At 71.1% G+C, this 22,948-nt stretch carries 13 protein-coding genes; 6 read left to right on the top strand and 7 right to left on the bottom strand.

The window, feature by feature from the left end:
• Window positions 1-35: 35 nt before the first annotated feature.
• From CAP_RS44755 to CAP_RS16270, 3 genes are all read right to left on the bottom strand, one after another.
• Window positions 36-3,965, bottom strand: a complete 3,930-nt coding sequence (locus CAP_RS44755) for a serine/threonine-protein kinase (protein WP_052375378.1) — start codon at window positions 3,963-3,965, stop codon at window positions 36-38.
• A 27-nt stretch (window positions 3,966-3,992) separates the two neighbouring features.
• Entirely contained in the window at window positions 3,993-5,855 is a 1,863-nt protein-coding gene (dnaK, locus tag CAP_RS16275; protein ID WP_044241599.1) for a molecular chaperone DnaK, read from the bottom strand.
• Between the two features lie 259 nt (window positions 5,856-6,114).
• Entirely contained in the window at window positions 6,115-6,720 is a 606-nt protein-coding gene (locus CAP_RS16270) for a nucleotide exchange factor GrpE (protein ID WP_044241598.1), read from the bottom strand.
• Between the two features lie 96 nt (window positions 6,721-6,816).
• Here CAP_RS16270 and CAP_RS16265 point away from each other — a divergent pair, with 96 nt between their 5' ends.
• Window positions 6,817-8,217, top strand: coding sequence for an aspartate aminotransferase family protein (locus CAP_RS16265; protein WP_063748702.1), 1,401 nt, complete (start codon window positions 6,817-6,819; stop codon window positions 8,215-8,217).
• A gap of 10 nt (window positions 8,218-8,227) precedes the next feature.
• Window positions 8,228-10,711 carry an HAD-IC family P-type ATPase gene (locus CAP_RS16260; protein ID WP_044241597.1) on the top strand — a complete coding sequence of 828 codons (2,484 nt, stop codon included), beginning with the start codon at window positions 8,228-8,230 and terminating at the stop codon, window positions 10,709-10,711.
• Between the two features lie 92 nt (window positions 10,712-10,803).
• Here CAP_RS16260 and CAP_RS16255 read toward each other — a convergent pair whose 3' ends face one another.
• The 3 genes from CAP_RS16255 to CAP_RS16245 all read right to left on the bottom strand — a co-directional run bounded on the left by CAP_RS16255 (window position 10,804) and on the right by CAP_RS16245 (window position 13,373).
• Window positions 10,804-11,253 carry a Fur family transcriptional regulator gene (locus tag CAP_RS16255; protein WP_044241651.1) on the bottom strand — a complete coding sequence of 150 codons (450 nt, stop codon included), beginning with the start codon at window positions 11,251-11,253 and terminating at the stop codon, window positions 10,804-10,806.
• 223 nt (window positions 11,254-11,476) lie between these two features.
• Complete coding sequence (locus CAP_RS16250; protein ID WP_231511512.1) at window positions 11,477-12,535, bottom strand: hypothetical protein; 1,059 nt, start codon at window positions 12,533-12,535, stop codon at window positions 11,477-11,479.
• A gap of 52 nt (window positions 12,536-12,587) precedes the next feature.
• Window positions 12,588-13,373, bottom strand: coding sequence for an extensin family protein (locus CAP_RS16245; protein ID WP_044241593.1), 786 nt, complete (start codon window positions 13,371-13,373; stop codon window positions 12,588-12,590).
• A gap of 228 nt (window positions 13,374-13,601) precedes the next feature.
• Here CAP_RS16245 and hrcA point away from each other — a divergent pair, with 228 nt between their 5' ends.
• Window positions 13,602-14,654, top strand: a complete 1,053-nt coding sequence (gene hrcA, locus CAP_RS16240; RefSeq protein ID WP_044241591.1) for a heat-inducible transcriptional repressor HrcA — start codon at window positions 13,602-13,604, stop codon at window positions 14,652-14,654.
• A 24-nt stretch (window positions 14,655-14,678) separates the two neighbouring features.
• On the opposite strand, the gene CAP_RS16235 is transcribed toward hrcA, so the two are convergent.
• The gene (locus CAP_RS16235) at window positions 14,679-15,797 is read right to left on the bottom strand and encodes an RluA family pseudouridine synthase (RefSeq protein ID WP_269324372.1); all 1,119 of its coding nucleotides are present in this window, start codon (window positions 15,795-15,797) and stop codon (window positions 14,679-14,681) included.
• Between the two features lie 315 nt (window positions 15,798-16,112).
• Here CAP_RS16235 and CAP_RS16230 point away from each other — a divergent pair, with 315 nt between their 5' ends.
• The 3 genes from CAP_RS16230 (at window position 16,113) to CAP_RS16220 (ending at window position 22,945) form a co-directional block, all read left to right on the top strand.
• Complete coding sequence (locus CAP_RS16230; RefSeq protein WP_044241589.1) at window positions 16,113-17,036, top strand: response regulator; 924 nt, start codon at window positions 16,113-16,115, stop codon at window positions 17,034-17,036.
• A gap of 209 nt (window positions 17,037-17,245) precedes the next feature.
• Window positions 17,246-20,035, top strand: a complete 2,790-nt coding sequence (locus CAP_RS16225) for a valine--tRNA ligase (RefSeq protein ID WP_052375377.1) — start codon at window positions 17,246-17,248, stop codon at window positions 20,033-20,035.
• A gap of 21 nt (window positions 20,036-20,056) precedes the next feature.
• The gene (locus tag CAP_RS16220) at window positions 20,057-22,945 is read left to right on the top strand and encodes an ArnT family glycosyltransferase (RefSeq protein WP_052375376.1); all 2,889 of its coding nucleotides are present in this window, start codon (window positions 20,057-20,059) and stop codon (window positions 22,943-22,945) included.
• Window positions 22,946-22,948: the final 3 nt, after the last annotated feature.

Raw genomic sequence — 22,948 nt, 5'->3', positions numbered from 1 at the left:
AGGCGCCCACCTCACGTCGCCTGCTCACGTCGGGCTCACACCGGGATCTGGCCGAGCGCCTCCCGCGCGTCCTCGGCGATGAGCCGGTAGCCATACGACTCCGCCATGCGTTGCGTCTCTTCGAGTTCGCGCCGCGCCTCGTCGCCCGTACCGCGGCGCAGGAGCAAGGCCCCGAGGAGAAAGCGCCCTTCGAGCGCATCGGTCCAGTAGCCACGGGCGTCGGCGTAACGGATGAGATCCCGGAGGAGGTCGTCCGCGCCAGGTACGCCGCTCAGCCCATCGAGGTAGGCGAGGTGGACGCGGTTCAGCGACAGCAGCCGCTCGTTGCCGAGCGCCTCCGCGATCTCTTTCGACTCCGTGAGCGACGCGTACGCGCGCTGCAGATCACCGAGGCGCCGCGCCCCGTCGCCCAGGTTGTGGAGCGCAGCGGCAATCTCGTAGCGGATCCCCGTGGCCCGGGCGAGATCCACGGCCTTCGACGACGCCTCCAGCGACGCCTCGATGTTGCGCGAGTAGGCGTAGATCAGGACGCGGTGCTTCGCGCGCTCGCAGGCCGCCGCGAGGTCGCGCGGGTCGCTCAGCGCCTCGGCGCGATCCAGCGCGGCCAGCGCGGACGTGGAGTCTCCGAAGGCGGCGCGCACGTCGCTGATGGCCATGAGCACCTCTGGATCCTGCGCTGTCCCGAGCGCCTCCAGCCGCTCCACGACCCGAGCGCCTCGGTTGAAGTCGCCGCTCCTCGTGGCCATGTGGATCTCGCAGAGCAGCGCACGACGGCGCAGCTCCTCGCGGTCGCCCACCAGCGCAGAGACCTCCTCCAGCTCCGCGTAAGCCGCCTCGAACAGGTTGACGGCGCCCATGGCCCGCGCCGCGTCCAGCCGCGCCAGGATGCGGATCTCGACGCTCCCCACGGCGTCGATCCGACGCAGCGCTCTCGCGAGCAGGTCGGAGAGGTCGGGGGCCACCCGCACGCGTCCCAGGGCACCGGCGAGCACCCCTAGCCACGCGGACAGCTCGTCCGCGGAGCGCTGCTCGTGGTCGGCCAGGTCGAGGGCCCTGTAGATCAACCGCAGCGCCGGCTCCACCTGATGTGCGCGCGCCTTGTGGAGCGCCGCGCGCGCGAAGAACGTCGCCGCGCGATCACGATCCCCTGCCTGGTACAGGTGCTCCCCCACCCGCTCCGCGTGCTCCACGCCATGCTCACCGATCACCGTCACGTACGCCGCGGCCGCCGCCGCGTGCAGATCGCGCCGCGCCTCGGCTGGCAACGAGTCCAGCACGATCTCGCCGTGGATCGGGGAAGCGAAGCTCGCTTGCGCCGGGCCCGCACTCCGCAGCAGGTCCCGCTCGACCAGCCCTGCGATCACCCGGCTCACCGCCGGGAGGCGTTTCTGCAGGAGCACCGCGAGCACCTCGATGAACACCGGGTCGCCGAGGATCGCTGCCGCCTGGAGCACCGCGCGCTCCTCGGCGTCCATCCGGCGCATCCTCGCCAAGATCAGGGTGCGCAGCGAGCGCGGGATCGCGAAGGCGCCCTCGAGGCGCGCCTTGACCACCCCGCCTCTCACCGAGAGCGCCCCCGAGTCCGAGAGCTCACGCAGCAGTTCCTCGACGAACAACGGGTGGCCCCCTGCGCGCTGCCGGCAGAAGTCGACGAGTTCCGGCGGCAACACCTTGGCGTCGATCCGGGCAGCGAGAAGCTTCACGGCGTCCTCCTCGGAGAGCTCCCGGAGGTGGATGCGGTGGAAGTAAGGGTGTCCTGCGAGGACGGGTGGCGCATCGCCGCGCGTCGCCAGCAGAAACACGGCGCGCATGCTCGCGCGGCCTGCCGTGCTGAGGATCGCCTCCAGCGTCTGTGGATCCATCCCCTGCGCCTCGTCCCACGCGAAGCAGTGGAGCCTGTCCTCGCACAAGCTCTGCACCATCCGCGCGAACGCCGTCCGCAGCGCGGCGTCGTTCCCCGGCGACGACGGCACCGGATCGCCCAACTCTGCCCCGAGCTGTCCCAGCACGGCCGCTGCCTCTTCGTCGCGCAAGCCGAGCGCCCGCAGGCGAGGGAGCAGCGCCAGGATCCGATCCTCGTCGTCGCCCTCCTGGATCCCGCAGAGCACCTGCAGCATCGCGGTCAGCCCGCTCCAGGGCGCGTCCGTCCCGTTGCGCGGGCACGGCGCGCGGTAGTAACCGACGTCGTAGTTCCCGAGCGAGAGGCGCCGCTCCATCTCCGAGAGCAGCCGGGTCTTCCCGACCCCCTTCTCTCCCTGGATCACCACGATCTGAGGACGCCTGCGCGTCGCCGCCGCCAGGATGTCTCCGAGGAGCCGCAGCTCCTCGCGACGTCCGACGAAGCGCCCGTACAGCGACGCGGGCGGGTGCGACGCCGCCACCATCCGCCCGCCCTCGGGAGCGCTCGACCCGGCCCCCGGGAGCGCGTCCGTCATGAAAGCCCCCCGGATCACCCGCGATGCCGCCGCAGAGATCGCGACCTGTCCCTCGCCGGCGCGCGCCAGCGCCTGCGCCGCCGTGATCAGCGACGTCAGCCGCTCGTCGCGCACCGGCATCCCCGTGGGTCCCACGAGGATGCGCCCCAGGTGGATGCCTGCGGACACGAGCGCGCGCCGGCCCGCGCGCAGGATCACGAACCCTGCGCGCACGGCCGCCTCCGTATCGCGCGCGTCGGCCTCCTCCAGCCCGAACAGCGCGGCCACGTGGCCTTCCTCCCGCTCGATCACCATCGCCCCGTACCGCGCGAGCACCTCCTCCGCCCGCGTCAGCACCTTCTGGGCCGCTCCCTCGTCGCGCGTGTCCACGTGCAGCACGAGCGCCGTCACCTCCCGACGCTCACCCACGGCCTGGCTCAGGGCAGCGTCGCCGCGATCCAGGAGCTGCATCGCCCCCGATCCCGTGCGGCTGCGCGCCCCCGACGGCTGTGCCCCCTCCACCGGGGTGCGCTCGTTCGCGCCCGCCGGCTCCACCGCGAACACCTCACCGTGCTCGAGCCCCCCGCCTGCGGTCGGCTCCCGGAAAGGCTCCAGGAAGCTCGCCAGGTCTCCCGCGCCAAACCGCTCCCCCGTCGCGTAGAAGTAACCGAGCAGCGCCTCGTGCAACCGACCAGCGTCCGCGAAGCGCTCTCCGGCGTGACGGGCCAGCACCTTGCCGAGGATCTCCACGAGCTGCGGCGGCGCGTCCGGACGCGAAAGCGTCAGCGGCGGGAACTCGCTCGCTTGCAGCCGACGCGCCACCTCGAACGCCGTCGGCGCCGCGAACGGGTTGCTCCCCGCGAGCATCTCGTAGAGCACCGTCCCCAGCGAGAACAGATCGCTGCGCCCGTCGATCGCCTCCGCGCGCGACTGCTCGGGGCTCATGTACGCGAGCTTTCCGCGCACCCGCCCCACCCGCGTCGGACCCACCTCCTCGTCGGTCATCGACTGGGTCGCCTTGGCGATCCCGAAGTCGGTGACCTTCACCTCGCCCTCCCAGGACACGAGGATGTTCTGGGGAGAGATGTCGCGGTGCACGATCCCGAGCGGCCTTGATTGCTCGTCGCGCCGCCTGTGCGCGTGGTCGAGCGCCTTCGCCACCTCGGCGGCGATGAACACCGCCATCCCGACCGGCACCTTGCGCTTCATCCGCCGGCACCGCTGGAGCACCGAGGCGAGGTCGAGCCCCGGCACGTACTCCATCGCGATGAAGTAGCTCGTCGGATCTCCGCTCGGCAGGTCGAGCCGCCCGAGGTCGAACACCTGGACGATGTTCGCGTGCGAGAGCCGTACCGCGAGCTTCGCCTCGTGCACGAACATGTCGACGAACCGCGGCTGCGCGGCGAGCTTCGGCAAGATGCGCTTGATGACGAGGACCTTCTCGAAGCCCTCCACACCGAAGCTCTTGGCCTTGAACACCTCGGCCATCCCGCCCTCGCCGAGGCGTTCGAGCAGGCGATAACGCCCGAAGGGCTCTCCGGGGAAATTCAAACCGCCGCCCTGGTCACCGCGAGGCCCTCAGGTCTCGCTCGCCTCGCTTGCCCCACCCTCATCGTCGCCTCCGTAGATCGACTCCGCGATCCGGAACGCCGCCGACTCCAGGCGCGCGTACGCCGTCCGCAGCGCTTCGAGATCTCCACCACCTTCGAGAAGCTTCCGCAGCGTCGCGCAGTTGCCCGAGACCTCCTCGAAGAGGGCCGGGTCCAGCAGATCCGCGTACCCCTCCATTGCCTGCTCCGTGGTGTACACCAGCGTCTCGGCCTGGTTGCGCAGCTCGGCGAGCTCCCGGCGAAGCTGATCGGTCTCCTTGAACCGATCCCCCTCGTCCACCAGCCTGTCCACCTCGTCCGGCGACAGGCCGCTCGTCGGCGTGACCTTCACCTCCTGCTTGCGGCCGGTGCCGAGGTCCTTCGCCTCCACGCGCACGATGCCGTTCTCGTCGATGCGGAACGTCACCTGGATCTTCGGCACGCCGCGCGGCGCGGGCGGGATCCCCGTCAGCTCGAAGCGCGCCAGGCTCCGGCAGTCCGCGGCCATCTCGCGCTCGCCCTGAAGCACGTGCACCGGCACGAAGTTCTGACCGTCCACGCTCGTCGTGAAGATCTCGGACTTCTCGGTGGGGATGGTGGTGTTCCGCGGGATCAGCTTGAACATCACCCCGCCCCCCGTCTCCACGCCGAGGGAGAGCGGCGTCACGTCGAGCAGCAGCACCTCGTCGACCTGCCCCGACAGGGCCGCGCCCTGCAGCGCCGCGCCGACCGCCACCACCTCGTCGGGGTTCACCCCCTTGTGCGGCTCGCGCCCGAAGAACTCGCGCACCGCCGCCTGCACCGCCGGCATCCGCGTCATCCCTCCCACGAGCACCACGTTCTTGATGGCCTGCACCGACAGCCGCGCGTCGGCGAGCGTGGAGCGGCACGCGGCGATGGTCCGCTCCACCAGATCCGCGCACAGGAGCTCCAGCTCGTTGCGCTTGAAGGCGCGCTCGAGATGCAGCGGCCCGCCGCCCGGGCCCACCGCGATGAACGGGATGTTGATCTCCGTCTCCAGCGACGAGCTCAGCTCGTGCTTCGCCTTCTCCGCCGCCTCCTTCAGGCGCTGCAGCGCCATCCGGTCGCGGCGCAGGTCGATCCGGTGCTCCTTCTCGAAGTCGTCGGCCAGCATGTCGATGAGGCGCTGGTCGAAGTCCTCACCGCCGAGGTGGGTGTCGCCGCCCGTCGACTTGACGCTGAACACACCGCCCGCGATCTCCAAGACGGAGATGTCGAAGGTCCCGCCGCCGAGGTCGTAGACCGCGATGATCTCCGCCTCGGCGCGATCGAGCCCGTAAGCGAGCGCCGCTGCCGTCGGCTCGTTGATGATCCGCCGCACCTCGAGCCCGGCAATGCGCCCCGCGTCCTTGGTCGCTTGCCGCTGCGCGTCGTCGAAGTAGGCCGGCACGGTGACCACCGCCTCGGTCACCGGCTCGCCGAGGTAGCGCTCGGCGATGTCCTTCATCTCCGTCAGCACCATCGCCGAGACCTCGGGCGGCGACGAGCTGCGCCCCTTCACCTCGACCCAGGCGTCTCCGTTCGGCGCCTCGATGATCTTGTAAGGCGCGAGCAGGATCTGCTTGGACACCTCGGGCGCGCGGAACTTGCGCCCCATCAACCGCTTGATGGCATAGACGGTGTTCTGCGGGTTGGTGACCGCCTGCCGCCGCGCGATCTGTCCCACGAGGCGCTCACCGCTCGCGGGAAACCCGACCACGGAGGGCGTGGTCCGCGCTCCTTCCACGTTGGGGATGACCCGCACCTGGCTCGCCGAGGCCACGCCGACACCTTCAACGACCGCGACGCAGGAGTTCGTCGTCCCGAGGTCGATACCGATCACCTTCGCCATGCCAGCGCGAGGATACACCAGCCCGCCGTGCGCTCCGGCTGCTCAACGAGAGAGAACCGCGCGATCCTCTCGCCGGCCATGCTCCACGGAGGCAGCAGCCGCGCGCGATGGTGCTCGCGGCCTCGGGGAATGAGGGCAGGCACACACCCGCCCGCGGCCACCTACCTGCGAGTAAGGAGGCCCCACCTCAGCCATGGGACCCGCCGTGCGCCTGCCCCGGCTTCCGGCTTCCAGGGCCGGTTTTCTGCCAGTCAGCGCTTCAGTTGGCGGCGTCGGAGCCAGCAGGGGCTGCAGGTGCGCCCTTCGACACCACCACCTGCGCGGCCCGCACCAGGTAGTCGCCGATCACATAGCCCGGCTGGATCTCTGCCATCACCACCCCGGCGGCGTGCTCGGTGGACTCGATCTGCTGGATCGCCTCGTGCACGGTCGGATCGAAGGGATGGCCCACGGCAGGCACCCGCTTGATCCCCATCCGATCCAGCGTGTCGGTGAACTGCCGAATCACCATCCGGATCCCCTCCGCGAACGACTTCACGTCGCTCGCGGTGTCGGCGTGCAGGGTGGCCCGCTCCAGGTTGTCGAAGACGGGCAGGAGATCCTTGAGGGTCGTCTCCCGGCCGCGCCGCTGCGCATCGTCGATCTCCCGGCGGGTGCGCTTGCGGAAGTTGTCGAAATCCGCAGCCGTCCTCAGGAGCTGATCCCGCGTACGTGCAGCCTCGGCCTGCACCTCGGCGAGCTTGCTCTCCGGCGTCGGTGGGCGCGCGCTCGCCGCGGCCCCCTCGGCAGGCGCGCTCCCGTCCACGACTTCCGACGCCTGCTGCCCGGCATCCCCATCCAGCCCGTCACGTTCCGCTTCGCTCATGGTTCGGCGGCACTATAACCAGCCCGGATCCGGAGGCAATCGTCCCCGCGTCGCCGAGGGTTTGCCCCGGCACCAGGCCCGGCGTAGATCGCCATCATGACGATCGCCCCCAGCGCCGAACGACAGCAGTCCCTCGCCTCCCCCGCGACGGACGCCGGATCCTCGTCCGCGCCCTCGTCGCCATCCCGCGCGCGGCAATCCGCCGCGGAGCCGGGGCCGGCTCCGCTCGCCTCGAGCGCTCCTTCTTCGAGCGCTTCGAGCGCTTCGAGCGCTTCGAGCGCTTCGAGCGCTTCGAGCGAGGCCGAGCTGCTCGCCTCCGGAGAGCACCGCCTCCTCGGCAACTACCGCCAGGCGCCCTTCGTCCTCGAGCACGGCCGAGGCTGCGAGCTGTTCGACACCGAGGGTCGCCGCTACCTCGACCTCTGCGCGGGCGTCGCCGTCAGCGCGCTCGGCCACGCCCACCCCCGCCTCACCGCGGCCATCGCGGCCCAGGCAGGTCGCCTCATCCACACCTCCAACTACTTCTACAACCAGGAGAACCTCCTGCTCGCCGAGGAGCTCTGTCAGAAGACCGGCTTCGACCGTGCCTTCTTCTGCAACTCCGGCGCGGAGGCGAACGAAGCGCTCCTCAAACTGGCGCGCCGCCACTTCTTCAACCGCGGCGAGGCCCACCGCTACCGCATCGTCGCCTTCCACAACGCCTTCCACGGCCGCACCCTGGGCGCCATCGCCCTCACCGGCACCCCCAAGTACCGCGAGGGCTTCGGGCCGCCCCTCCAGGGCGTCACCCACGTCGCCTACGGTGACGTCGAGGCGGTGCGCGCGGCCATGGGCCCCGACGTCGCCGGCATCCTCGTCGAGCCCGTGCAGGGCGAAGGCGGCGTCATCCCCGGGCCCCCCGGCTTCCTCGCCGCCATGCGCAGCCTCGCCGACGAGCACGGCGCTCTTCTCCTCCTTGATGAAGTCCAGACGGGCATCGGCCGCACCGGCCACTGGCTCGGCAGCCACGGCGACGACGTGCGCGGCGACGCCGCCGCCCTCGCCAAGGGCCTCGGCGGGGGCTTCCCCATCGGGGCGCTCGTCCTCCGCGAGCAGCTCAACAGCGCCCTGCCGCCCGGCGCCCACGGCTCCACGTACGGGGGCGGCCCGCTCGCCTCGACCGCGGCCCGCACCGTGCTCGCCGTGATCGAAGAGGACGGCCTCTGCGCGGCTGCCACCAGGAACGGCGACCACCTCGCCCGGGGCCTCGCCGGCATCGCCGCGCGCCACCCGCACCTCGCCACCGGCGAACGGGGACGCGGCCTCCTCCGGGCGCTCGTCCTCGCCCCCGGCATCGATCCCCGCAAGGCCCTCAACGCCGCACGCGACCGCGGGGTCCTCCTCACCGTGGCCGGCTCCGACGCGCTCCGCTTCACCCCACCCCTGATCATCTCCGAGGCGCAGATCGACGAGGCCCTGGAGAAGGTAGAGATCGCGCTCACCGAAGCATTCGCGTAAGAGACGCCCGTTGGCAGCAACGCGCGTTTCAGGCCCCGCCGTCGATCCCCTCCCCTGCTCCGGGTGCGGCAAGCTCATCGACCCCCTCCGTGCCGGTCAGGTCGCGATCTTCGACCTCCGCTTCCACTACTTCTGCAACGCGCGTTGCCGCTTCACCTTCCTCGGTGAGCCCGTGCCCGCGCTCACCCGCGAGGTGCTGCCGCACCTCGTCGCGCGCGGCCTCCGCGCCGACGAGCCCCGTCACACGCCCGAGCCTTCCCCGGAGCTGCCCCAGCCCGCACCGCGGCCCACCGTCGCCGGAGCCCCGCTCGACGACGTGTTCCGCGAGCGCGAGGGCCGCGCCTCGGACGACCGCCTCCGCGAGGGCCGCGCGTCCCTCGACCGCGTCTCCCCGACCCGCATCGACCTCGCCACGCGCCCCGCCGATCTCGACGCCGCCATCCGCGACGCCTACCCCCCGGTCGCGCTCGATCAGAGCCCCCCCGAGCCGCCGGCCATCGATGACGACCGCGCCCTGCTCGAGCCTCTGGGACAGACCATCCTCGACGCCGGCAGCAGCTCCGCGCTCCACCTGGGCGACGACCACCAGCGCCACGAGGCCGAGACCCGCGACGTCGGCGCCCTGCTGCTCGTCCTCGCGATCGTCGCCGGCGCGCTCGCCGTCGCCCTCGCGCTCGCGGGCGACGCCACCATCGTCATCGGCGCGCGCATCGTCCTCGCCGCCGTCGGCGCCGGGATGCTCGTCGGACGCGCCGCCACCACACCCCGCGAGTCCACCGACCCGCACCCTGCCGCCCTCCTCGCGCCAGTCCTGGGCGGCCTCCTCATCGCAGCCTGGGCGCTGCTCGGCCAGGACCGCGCCCTCGCCGCCGAAGCGGCCTCCCTCGCCGGCGTCATCGCCACCGCCAGCGCCATCAGCGCCTGGCTCATCGAGAGCGCGCGCCACCGCATCGCCGCCGAGCGCGCCTGGATCGCCACCGTCCTCTCCATCCCCGGGCGCCGCCCCGTCGACGATCCGGGCGCCGAATCCGCCCGCGAAGAAGCCTGGGATCTGCGCCCCGGAGAGCAGGTCCAGGTCGAGCCCGGCGAGGTCGTCCCCGTGGATCTCACCGTCACCTCCGGCGATGTCGAGGTCCTCCCCTGGCTCGGCGCCACGACGCCGGTCCGCCGCCGCGCCGGAGATCCCATCATCGCCGGCGCCACCGTCGTCCGCGGGCGCCTCCGCGGCGCCTGCACCTGGACCGGCATGGACCGCGCCGTCGCCCGCGTGCTGCTCGACCCCCGCCGCCGCGCCGACGCCCTCGCGCCCATCGCCGGCGCCTCCCGCGCCCTCACCGAGCGCTGGGCCTTCGCCGCCGCCGCGATCGGGGCGCTCTCCGCGTTCGTCGCCGGCCGGCCCCCCGTCGAGATCGCGATGGCCACCGTCGCCGTGCTCGCCGCCCTCACCACCGCCGTCGCCGCGTCCATCACCTCGGTGCACGTGGCCCGCGGCATCCTCCTCGCCCTGCGGCGGGGCATCGTTTACAAGAGCGCCGACGCCTGGGACCGCGCAGGCCGGGTCACCGTCTCCGTGTTCTGCGCTCGGGGTACGCTCCTCCTCGGTGAACCCGAACTCGCCGAACTCGAAGCCATCGGCGGCAAGCTCGATCCCGAGAGCATCCTCGCACTCGCCGCCGGCGCCGAGCGCACCGAGGAGCACCCCGTGGCCACCGCCATCGTCCGCGCCGCCCGGGGCCGCAGCGTCCGCCTCGACGGCGTGCGCAACCTCAGCAGCTTCCCCGGCCTCGGCGTGACCGCCGTGACCTCGGCAGGCGAGGAGCTGTGCGTCGGCAACCGCGCCCTCCTCCTCGAACAGCGGGTGTCCATCGCCGCCGCCGAGGAGCGCATCGCCGAGCTCGAAGCCCTCGGCCGCACCGTGGTGCTCATCGCCGTGGGCAGCCGCCTCGCCGGTCTCATCGGTCTGCAAGACGGTCTGCGCCCCGGCGCCCGCGCCGCCATCCAGCACCTGCTCGACGCTCAGATCGAGCCCGTCCTCATGTCAGGCGACGCGCGCGAGACCTGCGAGGCCATCGGCCGCTCCCTCGACATCGATCACATCCGCCCCGAGGTGCTGCCCGCGCACCGCGGCGCCGAGGTCCGGCGTCTCATCGACGCCGGTATGAGCGTCGGCGTGCTCGGTCACGCAGGCGCCGACGACGCAGCCCTCGGCGCCGCCGACGTCTCCGTCGCCCTCGGCGCCGCCGGCTCGACCCCTGGCGACTTCGCCATCACCCTCGCCTCCGACGACGTGCGCGACGCCGCACTCTCCCTCGCCCTCGCCCACCGTACGCGCCTCGAAGCGCGCACGGGCCTCTCCCTCTCCGTGGTCCCCGCACTCGTGGGCGCCGCCGTGGTGGCCGTCGGCCTTCTGCCCCCCTCCTACGCGCCCATCGCCGCCCTGCTCGGCGGCATCGTCGCCGTCATCCACGCCCGCGCCCTCGACGCCAAGAGCTGAGGTACTGCGTACCCTGGATCAGGGGCCTGCGGCCCCTACGCTCCCGTTGGTCGCTACCCGGCAGAAGATGTCGCGATGAACAGCGGTCGCGGTTACGCGCCGTCTCGCATGCCGTCGGCGCCTTCCGACGCGGCGCTCTTCTTCGTGCGCTGGCAGTCGGCACACTCGCCGTACATCTCGTGCTTGTGAGACGTCACCAGGAACCCGTACTTCTCGGCGATCGCGTCCTGCAGGGCCTCGATCTGCGGCTCCTCGAACTCGATGATCTTGCCGCAGCTCAGGCAGATCAGGTGGTCGTGGTGGGAACTCGCGTCATCCGCCAGCTCGTACCGGCTCAACCCGTCGCCGAAGCGCCGCTCCGAAGCCACCCCGCACTCCGCGAGCAGCTTCAGCGTCCGGTACACCGTCGCGTAGCCAATGCCCCTGTCCACGCCGCGGACCTGCTGCAGCAGCTCCTCGATGGTCATGTGCGGCGCGCCCTCGAAGAACGTGTCGATGATCAAACGGCGCTGCGCGGTCGACCGCAGGCCCTTCTCCACCATGTACGTCTGAAGCCGCGTCCGCAGCCGTTCGAGAGCAGCCTCGTCGACGTGAGTCACCCGCTCCTCCTCTCCCGGCGCATGCACCATGGGGGAGTTATCCCGCGGTCGTCGGGGGCGTCAAGGCAGCCGGCGCGCGCACCCGGCAGAAACCCGACGCGGGAGGACGCGAGAGGACGCGGGAGATGGAAACCGATAACCCTTTTCGACTACCTCTGTCCGCCCTTCACTCCACGAGCTGCGCCAGGTAGCTCACGCGCGCCGCCGAGCCCCCGAGCGGGTTCAGGATGTTGATCGGCGGGCTGACCAGCCCCGCAGCGCTCGTGTTGTCGATCACCACGTAGTAGAGCCCTGGCGGCAGCGGATATTTGCGGTTCTCCGTGATACCTGGCTGGAGCGGCCCCCCCGCCAGCACATTCCCGAGCGGCGGGCCGAGCGGCTTGCCAGTCTGGTACTGATCGCGCCACACGTCCCCGGTGACCTTGTCCACGATCATCACGTCGACAGGCGCCCCCTCGGTGCTGATCTTGAGCTGAATCGACTGCCCCGAGTCCGCGACCTCGAACGGCCCGAGGTAGTCGCGCTGCTGCGCGTTCACCTCGATCACCTCGTTCGCGAACGTGTAGTACTCCGTCGAGGTCACGTCGAACGGCCGGTGCGGTTTGCTCGGCGGCAGGAGCGTCCCCAGGGTGAACTCCTTGCCGGTGTCCTCGTTGTACACCACCGTGAACCCGCGGCTCATGAACCCGGACACCACCTGGCTTCCCAGGAAGTTCGCGAGGCTGCCGAACGGCGGCATGTTCGCCATCACGTCCACCACCGGGTTCTCCACGTAGCCGAGCTGGAAGTTCGGCCCCTGCACCACCCGGTTCAGCTTCCCCCACAGGTAGATGTCATCGCCCGCGATCTGGAAGTCGGGCCGGTACTCCACCGACGCCGTGAGCGAGAACCCGACCCGCTTCGCAGGCTGCAGATACCCGTAGCCCGTGCCCCCGAGGTGCACCGTCACCGTCTTGGCATTGTCGTCCACGCTGTACGTGCACTGCATCGGGAAGAAGCGCCCGATCGCCGGCGCCCTGTCCTGCATCTTCAGCGACATCCCCGACTTCAACATCTCGGGGCAAATCTTGCTCGCGGCGAAGTTCGAGAACAGGAACCACCGCAGCGCGGGACTCGCGTTGACCGGGCCACTGATGCAAGGGCAGCCCGCAAACGACAGGGCCACGACCATGACGGCGAGCGTCAGCGCAGCGCCACGGACTCGGGAAGGTTTTCGGGCTGTCACGCGCGTAAACATAGCCGGCTTGCCTCCGATGCGTCGACGGCACTCAACGTTCTTAACGAAGCAACTCCCATTGGACGCCGGGCGTGACCTCCAGATGCACGTGGTTTTTGTGCGCCCGATCGTAGTTGGGGGTGAGGATCGAGGTGAACAGGTGGCGGGCCGCAGCCTCGCAGATCAACGCCCGCAGCGCTTTCGCCGCGCCCGCAAGGCCCTCCTGCCCCGCCCCACACACCGGCGCCCCGAGGGTGCCGCCGAAATCGTGCTCCACGTCGAGCCACACCAGCGCCCCCTTCCCCCCCTCCTTCCCGAAGCGCAGTACGTCCACCGCGAGCCCCCCCGCGTGCCGCAGCCCCAGCCCCTCCAGCACCGCCCCGCCCTGACCCCCCCGCGCTCCTTGAACTCCCCGCGCTCCCTGGGTCCCCAGCGCGCGCGCAGGCCGGTACGCCGACGCCATCTGCACCTCCACCACCCCGTGCGCGCGCAATACCTTGCTGAACTCCGCGAGCGACAGCGCCATCCGGCAGTCCATCACGTCCCCCGGCTGACGCGCCCTCACGTGCGCTGGAGCGGCTGTCCTGTACATCACCCTCCCTGCCCCTTCGGGCAACCGCACCGGCGCCATCACCCCCTGCGCTCCCTCGGCGGGGGCGCGCACGGCCCGCACCCCGCGCCGCTCCAGCTCCGCGAGGCACTGCGGCCCCGACATCGCCGCATGACGCGCCCACGGCCTCCCGGCCCAGCCTTGCTGGTAACGCACCTTCGGCTTTCCCATCACCGGCAACGCCCCGGCGAGGACCGCCACCAGCACGGCGATCACAAGACCCGCACGCCCGGTCACGGCACTCCCCCGAGACGCCCACGGCTGAGGCACACCGGTGAGGTTCGACCCACGGAGATCCTCGTCATCCCGACGACATCCTGAAGCGCTCCCGACCACGCCCTCCGACCACGCCCGAGCCTACCCCGACTTTCCGTCTTCCACAGCCCGCGGGAGGCCTCTGCCACGTTTGACCTGCCCACCAGGAAAGCTATAGAAATCAGGTCCGTCCAGGCCCCGCGCAGCACCATGAGCGACCCGCCGAAGAACGATCTACCGAGCCGCTCCAGGAAAATTCTCCTCGCCGCGGTGACCGAGTTCATCTCCACCGGCATCCCCGTCGGCAGCCGCACCCTCGCGCGCCGCTACGGCCTCGACCTCTCTGCCGCCTCCATCCGCAACGTCCTCGCCGACCTCGAAGAGGCCGGCTACCTCCACCAGCCGCACACCTCCGCGGGCCGCATCCCCACCGATCGCGCCCTCCGCGTGCTCATCGACACCCTCCTCGAAGTCCGCGCCATCCCGCCACAGCAGGCCGAGATGGGCGCCCGCTTCCACGAGATCTACACGAGCGCGAGCGACCCTCTCCGCGAGACCGGCCGCTACCTGTCCGAGCTGGCCGGCACCGCCGCCGTCATCGCCGCACCCAGCACCGCCGTCCGCGCGCTCTCCACGCTCCGCTTCATCACCACCCGCCAGAACCAGCTCCTCGCCGTCCTCGTCTTCGCCGACGGCTCCGTCGAGAACCGCTTCATCTCCATCGACGGCCCCATCCCCGAAGCCGAGCTGCTCCGCATCCACAACCTCCTCTCCGACGTCATCGGCGGCCGCACCCTCGGCGAGGTCCGCGACCTCTTCGCAAGCCGCCTCGCCGACGAGCGCCACGAGCTCGACGCCCTGCGCCGCCGCGCCTTCGAACTCGGCCACCTCGCCACCGCCGACATGTGTCGCCGCGGCGAGGTCGTCATCGAGGGCCAGAACCGCCTGCTCGACCTGCCCGAATACGCCGACGTCGACCGCCTCAAGATGCTCATGAAAGCGCTGGAGGAGCGCGAGGAGATCCTCGACCTGCTCGACCGCACCCTCGCCGCAGGCACCGGCGCCATCGCCGTGTACGTCGGCAGCGAGGCCGGCATGGGCGGCGGTCAGCTCAGCGTCGTCGCCGCGCCCTACACCGAGAACGGTCGCTTCGCCGGCACCGTCGGCGTCATCGGCCCGACCCGCATGGACTACGCCAAGGTCATGCCCCTCGTCGACGCCACCGCCGCCGCCGTCAGCGAAGCCCGCGCCCGCCTGCGTTGAGCGGCGCGCGCTTCCCTCGCGCGCTCAGCCGCCGCCTTGCCGCAACCGCTCCAGCACCTTCACGAAATCCTCGGGCGGATCCACCTGGAAACGCATCTCTCGCCCGCTCGTCGGATGCACGAACCCGAGCTCCGCCGCGTGCAGCATCGGCCGCGGCGCCGCGAGCTTCACGCCCCGGTAATTCCGCACGTACACCTGCTCGCCCACGATCGGATGTCCCCCCTCCGCCAGGTGGATCCGGATCTGGTGCGTCCTTCCCGTCTCCAGCCGGCACCCCACCAGCGTCGCCCCACCCGCGAGCGCCTCCAGCGCCTCCACGTGGGTCACCGCGAGCTGCCCCTCCCGCGCTCCTCGCGGCGCAGATCCCCGCAGCCCATCCCCTCGATTCTCCACGAGGTGCGAGCGCACCGTGCCACTCCGCACCGCCCCGTGCGCGATCGCCAGGTAGCGCCTGTACGTCGAGTGCTCCCGGAGCTGCTGTCCGAGGTGCTGCTTCGCGGCCACCGTCCGCCCGAACACCAGAAGCCCGCTCGTCCCTTTGTCCAGCCGGTGCACCACCCCGAGCGGCGCCCGCCCCCGGATCCGATCCCGGTGCGCCAGGACCTCGCGCACCAGCGCGTCGAGCGTCACCTCCTCCGAAGGCTCATCCCCGAACGGCACCGAGCTGATCCCGGCGGGCTTGTTCACCACCACCACCGCGGCGTCCACGTGCACCAGCAGATCGCCCTCCACCTGCTTGCGGCGCGCAGTCTCGGGCCGCGGCGCCCGCAGCCGCAGCGACACCTTCGCCCCCGCCGCCGTCAGGCGCCGCGCGTCGGTGATCACCGCCTCCCCGACCAGGATCTTCCCCGACGCCACGAGCCGCCGCGCCTCTGCCCACGTCACCCCGAGGAGCGCGCGCACCACCCCGTCGAGGGGCCGCCCCTTCATTTCCTTGGGCACCGTCCAGGTCCCATCTCTCAGCGCCTGCACGCCTTCCTTGACCGCCGCGGCCGCCGCGGCCGCCGCCACCTCCGCCACCTCCGCCACCGCGGCCTCCCCCCCGTCCACCCGCTCCGGCCCCTCGAAAGCCCCCGAGGCAGCCGAGATCCCCGGCCCATCCGCGACCGCCACCCCTGCCCGGTCCCCCGGCGCCTCCGACACCTCGTGAGGCCCTGCCTGCGCCGCTGTCGCGCGCGCATCCGGGCCACCTACCCCGACCGGGCGGGGCGCGCGCCTGCCTTGCTGTCCCGGGGGAATACGTGTCGTTCGTGCAGCGGAAGATTCGGCGGTGCGACGTCGGTTCATGCAGGAGTGGCTCGGGGAAACTGGCCGGGGGGAATGAAAACCACCGCGATGTTGACACATCGCGCGGCAGGGGCCGAAGATAGCGGCGCAGGCTGATTGTCTGGCCATCAGAGATCAGGCCACCTGATCTCCGGCCACTTGATCTCCGGCCACTTGAGAGGAGCTCCCTTCGTGCCCAGCACCGTCCTCGCCGTCGATGACAGCGTGACCCTACGCAAAGTGCTCGAAATCACCTTTGCGGGTCCGGAATTTCGCATCGTGACGGCGAACAGCGCCGACGCTGCCCTGCAGAAGCTGAAGAGCGACAAGCCCGACGTGGTCATCGCCGACGTCTCCCTGGAGCCGAAGAACGGCTACGACCTCTGCAAGGCCATCAAGCAGGCCTCGCCGTCGACGCCGGTCCTCATCCTGTCGTCGAAGCACAACCCGTTCGATCAGGGCAAGGCCTCGGCCGCACAGGCCGATGACCACATCGACAAGCCCTTCGACACGCAGGTGATGATCGACAAGGTGAAGAAGCTGCTCGGCGGCGCGACCGACGCCAAGCCGGAGCCCGCCAAGCCCGTGGCCGCAGCGACCCCGGCCCCCGCTGCCGTGCAGCCCAAAGCCACCGCTCCCGCGGCCACCCCGGCCCCCGCACAGGCCGTCGCGCGCAGCCCGGCCGCACCTCCTGCCGCCGCTGGTGCAGCGGGCGCGGGCACCCCTGGCAGCCCACTCCAGCGCGCCAAGACCCTCATCTACACGGCGGGCACCCCTGCACCTGGTGCGCCTGCCGGAGGCGGTGCTCCCGCCGCAGCCACCGCGCCTGCAGCCCAGGGCTCCGCGGTGAAGACCGTCTCCACCGCGACGGCCGGCAACGCGCCCGCGCGCCAGCCCGCAGCCGCTGCAGCAGCGCCTGCCGCGGCGGCCGCTGCGGCCTCCCTCGCGGGCACCGGCCAGATCGCCTCGCGCCTCGAAGGCCTCGGCCTCACCCCTGCCCAGGTCGACGCGGTCGCGGCCATCTCCCGCGACGTCGTCGAGCGGATCGTGTGGGAGGTCGTCCCGGTCCTCGCCGAGTCGCTCATCAAGGAAGAGATCGCGCGGCTCACCAAGTAGCGTCGCCCGCGCCCTCCTCCCTGCCTCCCCTCTTCCCTGCCTCCCCCCCTCGCGCGCCGCACGGCTCGCGCCCCTCACCCCGCACACACCGCGCGTACACCACGGGCGACGGCCCCTGATTCAGGGTACGCAGCACCGCGCGTTGTGGCACGCTCCGCGCACTCACTCCCGCGAACGCGAATTATCGAGGCGGCCCTGCCGCATCCCCCATGAGCACCGATCTCGCAAAAGCCTACGAGCCCAAGGACGTCGAGACCCGCTGGTACACCTACTGGACGGAGAACAACGTCTTCGCTGCCAGCGACGCGCCCGACGACACGCGCCCCACCTACGTCTTGCCCATGCCGCCGCCGAACGTCACCGGCTCGCTGCACATGGGGCACGCCCTCTTCTGCACCATCGAGGACATCCTCAGCCGCTACCACCGCATGACGGGCCACAACACCCTGTGGCAGCCCGGCACCGATCACGCCGGCATCGCGACCCAGCTCGTCGTCGAGCGCCTCCTCCAGCGCGAGGGCACGAGCCGCCACGACCTCGGGCGCGAGAAGTTCATCGAGCGCGTCTGGCAGTGGCGCGTCCAGGCTGGGGATCGCATCCTCGAACAGCAGCGCGTCCTCGGCGTCAGCGCCGACTGGAGCCGCTCCAAGTTCACCATGGATCCGGACCTCTCTCGCGCCGTGAGCGAGGCCTTCGTCCGCCTCCACCGCGAGGGCCTCATCTACCGCGACACCCGCCTCATCTACTGGGACTGCGAGGCCCGCACCGTCCTCTCCAACCTCGAGGTCGAGAACGAGCCCGCGAACGGCGAGCTGTTCGAGTTCGCCTACCCCCTCGAAGACGGCACGGGCGAGATCGTCGTCGCCACCACCCGCCCCGAGACCATGCTCGGCGACACCGCCGTCGCCATCCACCCCGACGACGAGCGCTACAAGGCCCTCCACGGCAAGCGCGTCCGCCACCCGTTCGTCGACCGCCTCATCCCGATCATCACCGACGCCGAGCTGGTCGATCCCAAGTTCGGCACCGGCGCCGTCAAGGTCACCCCGGCCCACGACTTCAACGACTTCGCCACCGGCAAGCGCCACAAGCTCGAAGAGATCTCCATCCTCAACCCCGACGGCACCATCAACGCCATCGGCGGTGACTTCGCCGGCATGGACCGCTTCGCCGCCCGCAAGGCCGTGAAGAAGGCCCTCGACGAGAAGGGCCTCGCCCGCGGAACCAAGCCGCACCAGCTCGTCCTGCCCCGGAGCGAGCGCAACAACTCCATCGTCGAGCCGATGATCTCCACCCAGTGGTTCGTCAGGACGGCTCCCCTCGCCGAGCCCGCGCTCGCCGCCGTCCGCGAGGGCAAGACCAGGATCATCCCCGAGGAGTGGAGCAAGACGTACGAGCACTGGATGTCGAACATCCTCGACTGGTGCATCTCCCGCCAGCTCTGGTGGGGTCACCGCATCCCCGCCTTCCACTGCAGCGGCTGCGCCCACATCACCGTCACCACCGACGAGTCCCCGAAGGCCTGCGAGACGTGCGGCTCCACCGACATCCACCAGGACGAGGACGTCCTCGACACCTGGTTCTCCTCGGCGCTCTGGCCCTTCTCCACCCTCGGCTGGCCCAACGACACCCTCGCCCTCAAGCGCTTCTACCCCGCGAGCGATCTCGAGACCGGCTACGACATCCTCTTCTTCTGGGTCGCCCGCATGATGATGATGGGCATCCACTTCATGGGCGAGCCGCCCTTCAAGCGCATCCTCCTCCACGGCCTCGTCGTCGACGAGACCGGCGAGAAAATGAGCAAGGTGAAGGGCAACGTCATCGACCCCCTCGACCTCATCCACGGCGCCACGTTCGAGCAGGTCGTGGAGAAGGCGCTCCCTGGCGCGCCCCTCCAGGAGGCGCTCAAGAAGTTCAAGAAGGCCTACCCCTCCACCGCACAGATGGGCGAGGGCTTCGCCGCCTACGGCGCCGACGCGCTCCGCTTCACGCTCGCCACCTACTCCCCCCAGGCCAAGCGCATCCCGCTCTCGCCGAAGAAGATCGAGGGCAACCGGAACTTCTGCAACAAGATCTGGAACGCCACCCGGTTCGCCCTCACGTACCTCGAAGGCGCCCGCGTCGGCGCCACCGCGCCCCCGGCCACGCTCCTCGCGAACCGCTGGATCCTCTCCCGCCTCTCCGCGGTCGCTGCCGCCTCGCGCACCGGCATCGACGACTTCCGCCTCGATGACGCGAGCCTCGGCCTCTACCACTTCTTCTGGGGCGAGCTCTGCGACTGGTTCCTGGAGCTGACCAAGCCCGTCTTCGCCGACAGGACCAGCGCCGCCGCCATCGAGACCCGCGACGTGCTCGCCTACACCCTCGAAGCCGCGCTCAGGCTCCTGCACCCCTTCGTCCCCTTCATCACCGAGGAGCTCTGGCACCGCCTCCCCCGGCCCGAGTCTCCCCCGCTCTCCCTCGGCCTCGCGCACTTCCCCGACGACACCGTCGCCCCCCGCGACGCCGCCGCCGAGCGCGACATGGCCGTCGTCCAGGCGATCATCGGCGCCGCCCGCAGCGTCCGCAGCGAGCACGAGGTGCACCCGGGCGCCGAGGTCCCCCTCACCCTCCGCACCGACGACGCCGAGCTGCGCGCCCTGCTCACCAGCCAGAGCGTCGCCATCCGCACCCTCGTCAAGAGCGCGGGCGACCCCACCATCGGTCCCCGCGAGGCCGAGCGCCCCCGCGGCGCCGTGATGAGCGTCGCCGCTGGCGTCGAGGTCCTCGTGGCCCTCGTCGGCCTCGTCGAGGGCCACAAGGAAGCCGCCCGCATCGAGCGCGAGATCAAGAAGGCCGAGAAGGACATCGCCGCGCTGGAGAAGAAGCTCGCGCTCCCCTCCTTCGCCGACAAGGCACCGCCCGAGGTGGTCGCCGAGTCCCACGCCCAGCTCACCGCGCTCCGCGACAAGCGCGCGGGCCTCGAACACGCCCGCAAGATCGCCGCCGAGCTGGACTGACCCCACCCGCCCACAGCCCACATGAGCGATCCGCCGCGCCGAAGCGACCCGGAAGAGGACCACCCCGCGCCAGGCGCAGATGCACCGGGCGAGCCACGCCCCGACGCCGAGCGCGCGGGTGCTCCGGGCGAGCCTCAGCATCTCGCCGAGAGCGAAGCCTCGCACCTCGCCGAAAGCGAAGCCTCGCCTCTCACCGAGAGCGAAGCCTCGCACCTCGCCGAGAGCGCAGCTCCGCCTCTCACCGAGAGCGCAGCTCCGCCTCCAGGTGAACCGCGGCTCATCCCCCTCGGCAACCCGCTCCGCTGGCGGGGTCTCGCGCCGCTCGGCGTGGGCTCCCTTCTCACCTTCTGCATCATGGCCCTCAAGCCGCAGCTCGCCTGGGGTGTCCCCGTCGGCGCGCTCGGCATCGCCATCGCCACCTTCGGCATCCTCGACCTGCTCGGCACCTTCGACGATCCGGACCACCGCGTCGCCGCCCGCCGCCCCCTGAAAAGCCTCCTCGGTCCCCTCGCCGTGCTCGCGGCGAGCGTCACCGTCCTCGTGCTCCTCCTCCGCGCATCCGTGGCTGGCCACCTCGCCCCGGGCTTCCAGGCGGGCCCGCACCGGTCGAGCGCCCTGCTCATCCCTGCCGCGTTCCTCGCGGTCGTCGTCGCTGCCTACCGCCTCGCCGCGCGCCTCGGCATCTTCGACACCGCCCCGGGTGACACGCCCGCCGCCGATCCGACCGGCTCCTCTGCGAACGCCCGCGCGGACGCCCGCGGCGCGCCTCGACCGCTCCTCCGCCGCCACGGCTTCTGGCTCGTCGTCGCCGTCACCGTCCTCTACCTCCCCATGCTCGGGAGCCACTCGCTCTCCGATCCATGGGAGACCCACTACGGCGAGGTCGCCCGCGAGATCCTCGCGCGCAACGACTGGATCTCCCTCTGGTGGGCCCAGGATGGCTGGTTCTGGTCCAAGCCTGTCCTCATCTTCTGGATCCAGGCGCTCGGCATGTCGACGCTCGGCGTCCGCTTCCAGCCCGGCGCCATGCTCTCCGCCGCCGCCGAGGGGCGCGATCCCTGGCCCGAGTGGGCGGTGCGCTTCCCGATCTTCCTGCTCACCCTCGTCGCCACCTACCTCCTCTACAAGGCCGTCGCGCGCATCTGGGGCAGGCGCGCCGGCCTGCTCGGAGCGCTCGCGCTGACCACCATGCCGCAGTGGTTCCTGGTCTCGCACCAGACCATGACCGACATGCCGTTCGTCGCGACCATGTCCGCCGCGATGGCCCTGTTCCTGCTCGGCATCCACACCCGCGACACCGACGAGGTGCGCCTCTACCAGCTCGACGCCGGCCCCCTGCGGCTCCGCCTCTCGGCGTACCACCTCGTCCTCGGCGTCATCGTCGCCTGCGCGCTCCCGCAGATCCTCTACCTCCTCTCGCGCAACCTCGAGATCCGCCCGAGCCCCCTCGTCTTCAAGATCCACGGCGACGTCTTCAGCGCCGGCTCGCCGGGCAACTGCATGCTCCCCGGCAACGACGCCTGCCGCGCCAGCGACCCCGTGATCCGCGGGCTCCAGCCGGCACTGCAGGCGCTCGTCTGGGCCCAGACCCTCGCCATCCTGCTCTACGTGAGCTGGGGAGAGCGCCGCGTTCAGCGCCTCCTCTTCCTCGCCGCCTGGTTCTTCGCCGCGCTCTCCACCATGGCCAAGGGCCCCGCTGGCGCCGGCCTGCCCGTGCTCTGCGCGCTCGTGTACGTCGCGGTCTCCGGCCGCTACCGCGACCTCCTCAAGATGGAGATCCCGGCCGGGTTGCTCCTCCTCGCCAGCTTCGCCCTGCCCTGGTTCGTCGCCATGTACGCGCGGCACGGTCAGCCGTTCACCGACCGGCTCCTGTTCCACGACATGTACAAACGCGCCTTCACCCACGTGCACGACACGAACGACGGCGACGACGTGAGCTTCCGGTTCTACCTCTGGCAGCTCGGCTACGCGATGTTCCCCTGGACGGGCCTCGTCCCCGTCGCCCTCACCCGCTGGCTCCGCCTCCGCGAGCGAACCGCCGACGAGACCAAGGGCCTCATCAACGCGACGTCGAGCGACGACGCGGAGACGACGCAGAGCGACGCCGCCGTCTTCCTGGCGATGTGGTTCTTCTTCGCCTTCGCGCTGTTCTCGCTGATGCTCACCAAGTTCCACCACTACATCCTGCCGGCCCTCCCCCCGGCGGCGATGCTCACCGGCGTCCTGCTCGACGACGCGCTCACCCGGGTGAAGGGGCGCGCCGCCGACATGGACCGGGTGCTGCTCGGCGCCGCTGCCGTGGGCGGCGCGATCCTGGTGGCGCTCGTGGGCCGCGACCTCGCCATGGTGCGCGAAGGCCAGCCGAGCCAGGGCCGCCTCCTGCACCTCTTCACGTACAACTACAAGCGCGTCTGGCCTGCCACGCTCGACTTCAGCACCGCGCTCTGGGTGTTCACCGCCGCCGCCGCCGCGCTCACCCTGCTCCTCGCCATCGCCCGCACCCGCCGCGTCTTCGTCTGGGCGCTGACCGGCCTCGCGGTCGCCTTCACCGCCTGGGCCATCGACGTCTACTTCGTCCGCACCTCACCGCACTGGGGCCAGCGCGAGACCATGCTCGCCTACGTGAAGGCCAACCACGAGATCCAGGGCCCCATCGCCGCCTACCAGATGAACTGGAAGGGCGAGAACTTCTACACGGGCAACCACATCCCCGCCTTCGTCTCGAGCGGCAAGCGCTTCCAGGAGTACGTGAACGGCCAGAAGCGCGAGGGCGTGAAGACCTTCTACTTCGTCACCGAGCACAGCCGCGTGAACTCACTCTCGAACGAGCTTGGCGGCCCCCACCTCGACCGGCTCACCACCCCCGAGCTGAACAACAAGTTCCTCCTCGTGCGCGCCCAGTTCGACTGAAGC

Origin of the sequence: Chondromyces apiculatus DSM 436, from assembly GCF_000601485.1 — a bacterium.
GTDB lineage: Bacteria > Myxococcota_A > Polyangia > Polyangiales > Polyangiaceae > Chondromyces > Chondromyces apiculatus.
Note: the sequence above shows the minus strand (reverse complement) of the source record. Positions and strands in the feature narration are given on the sequence as shown.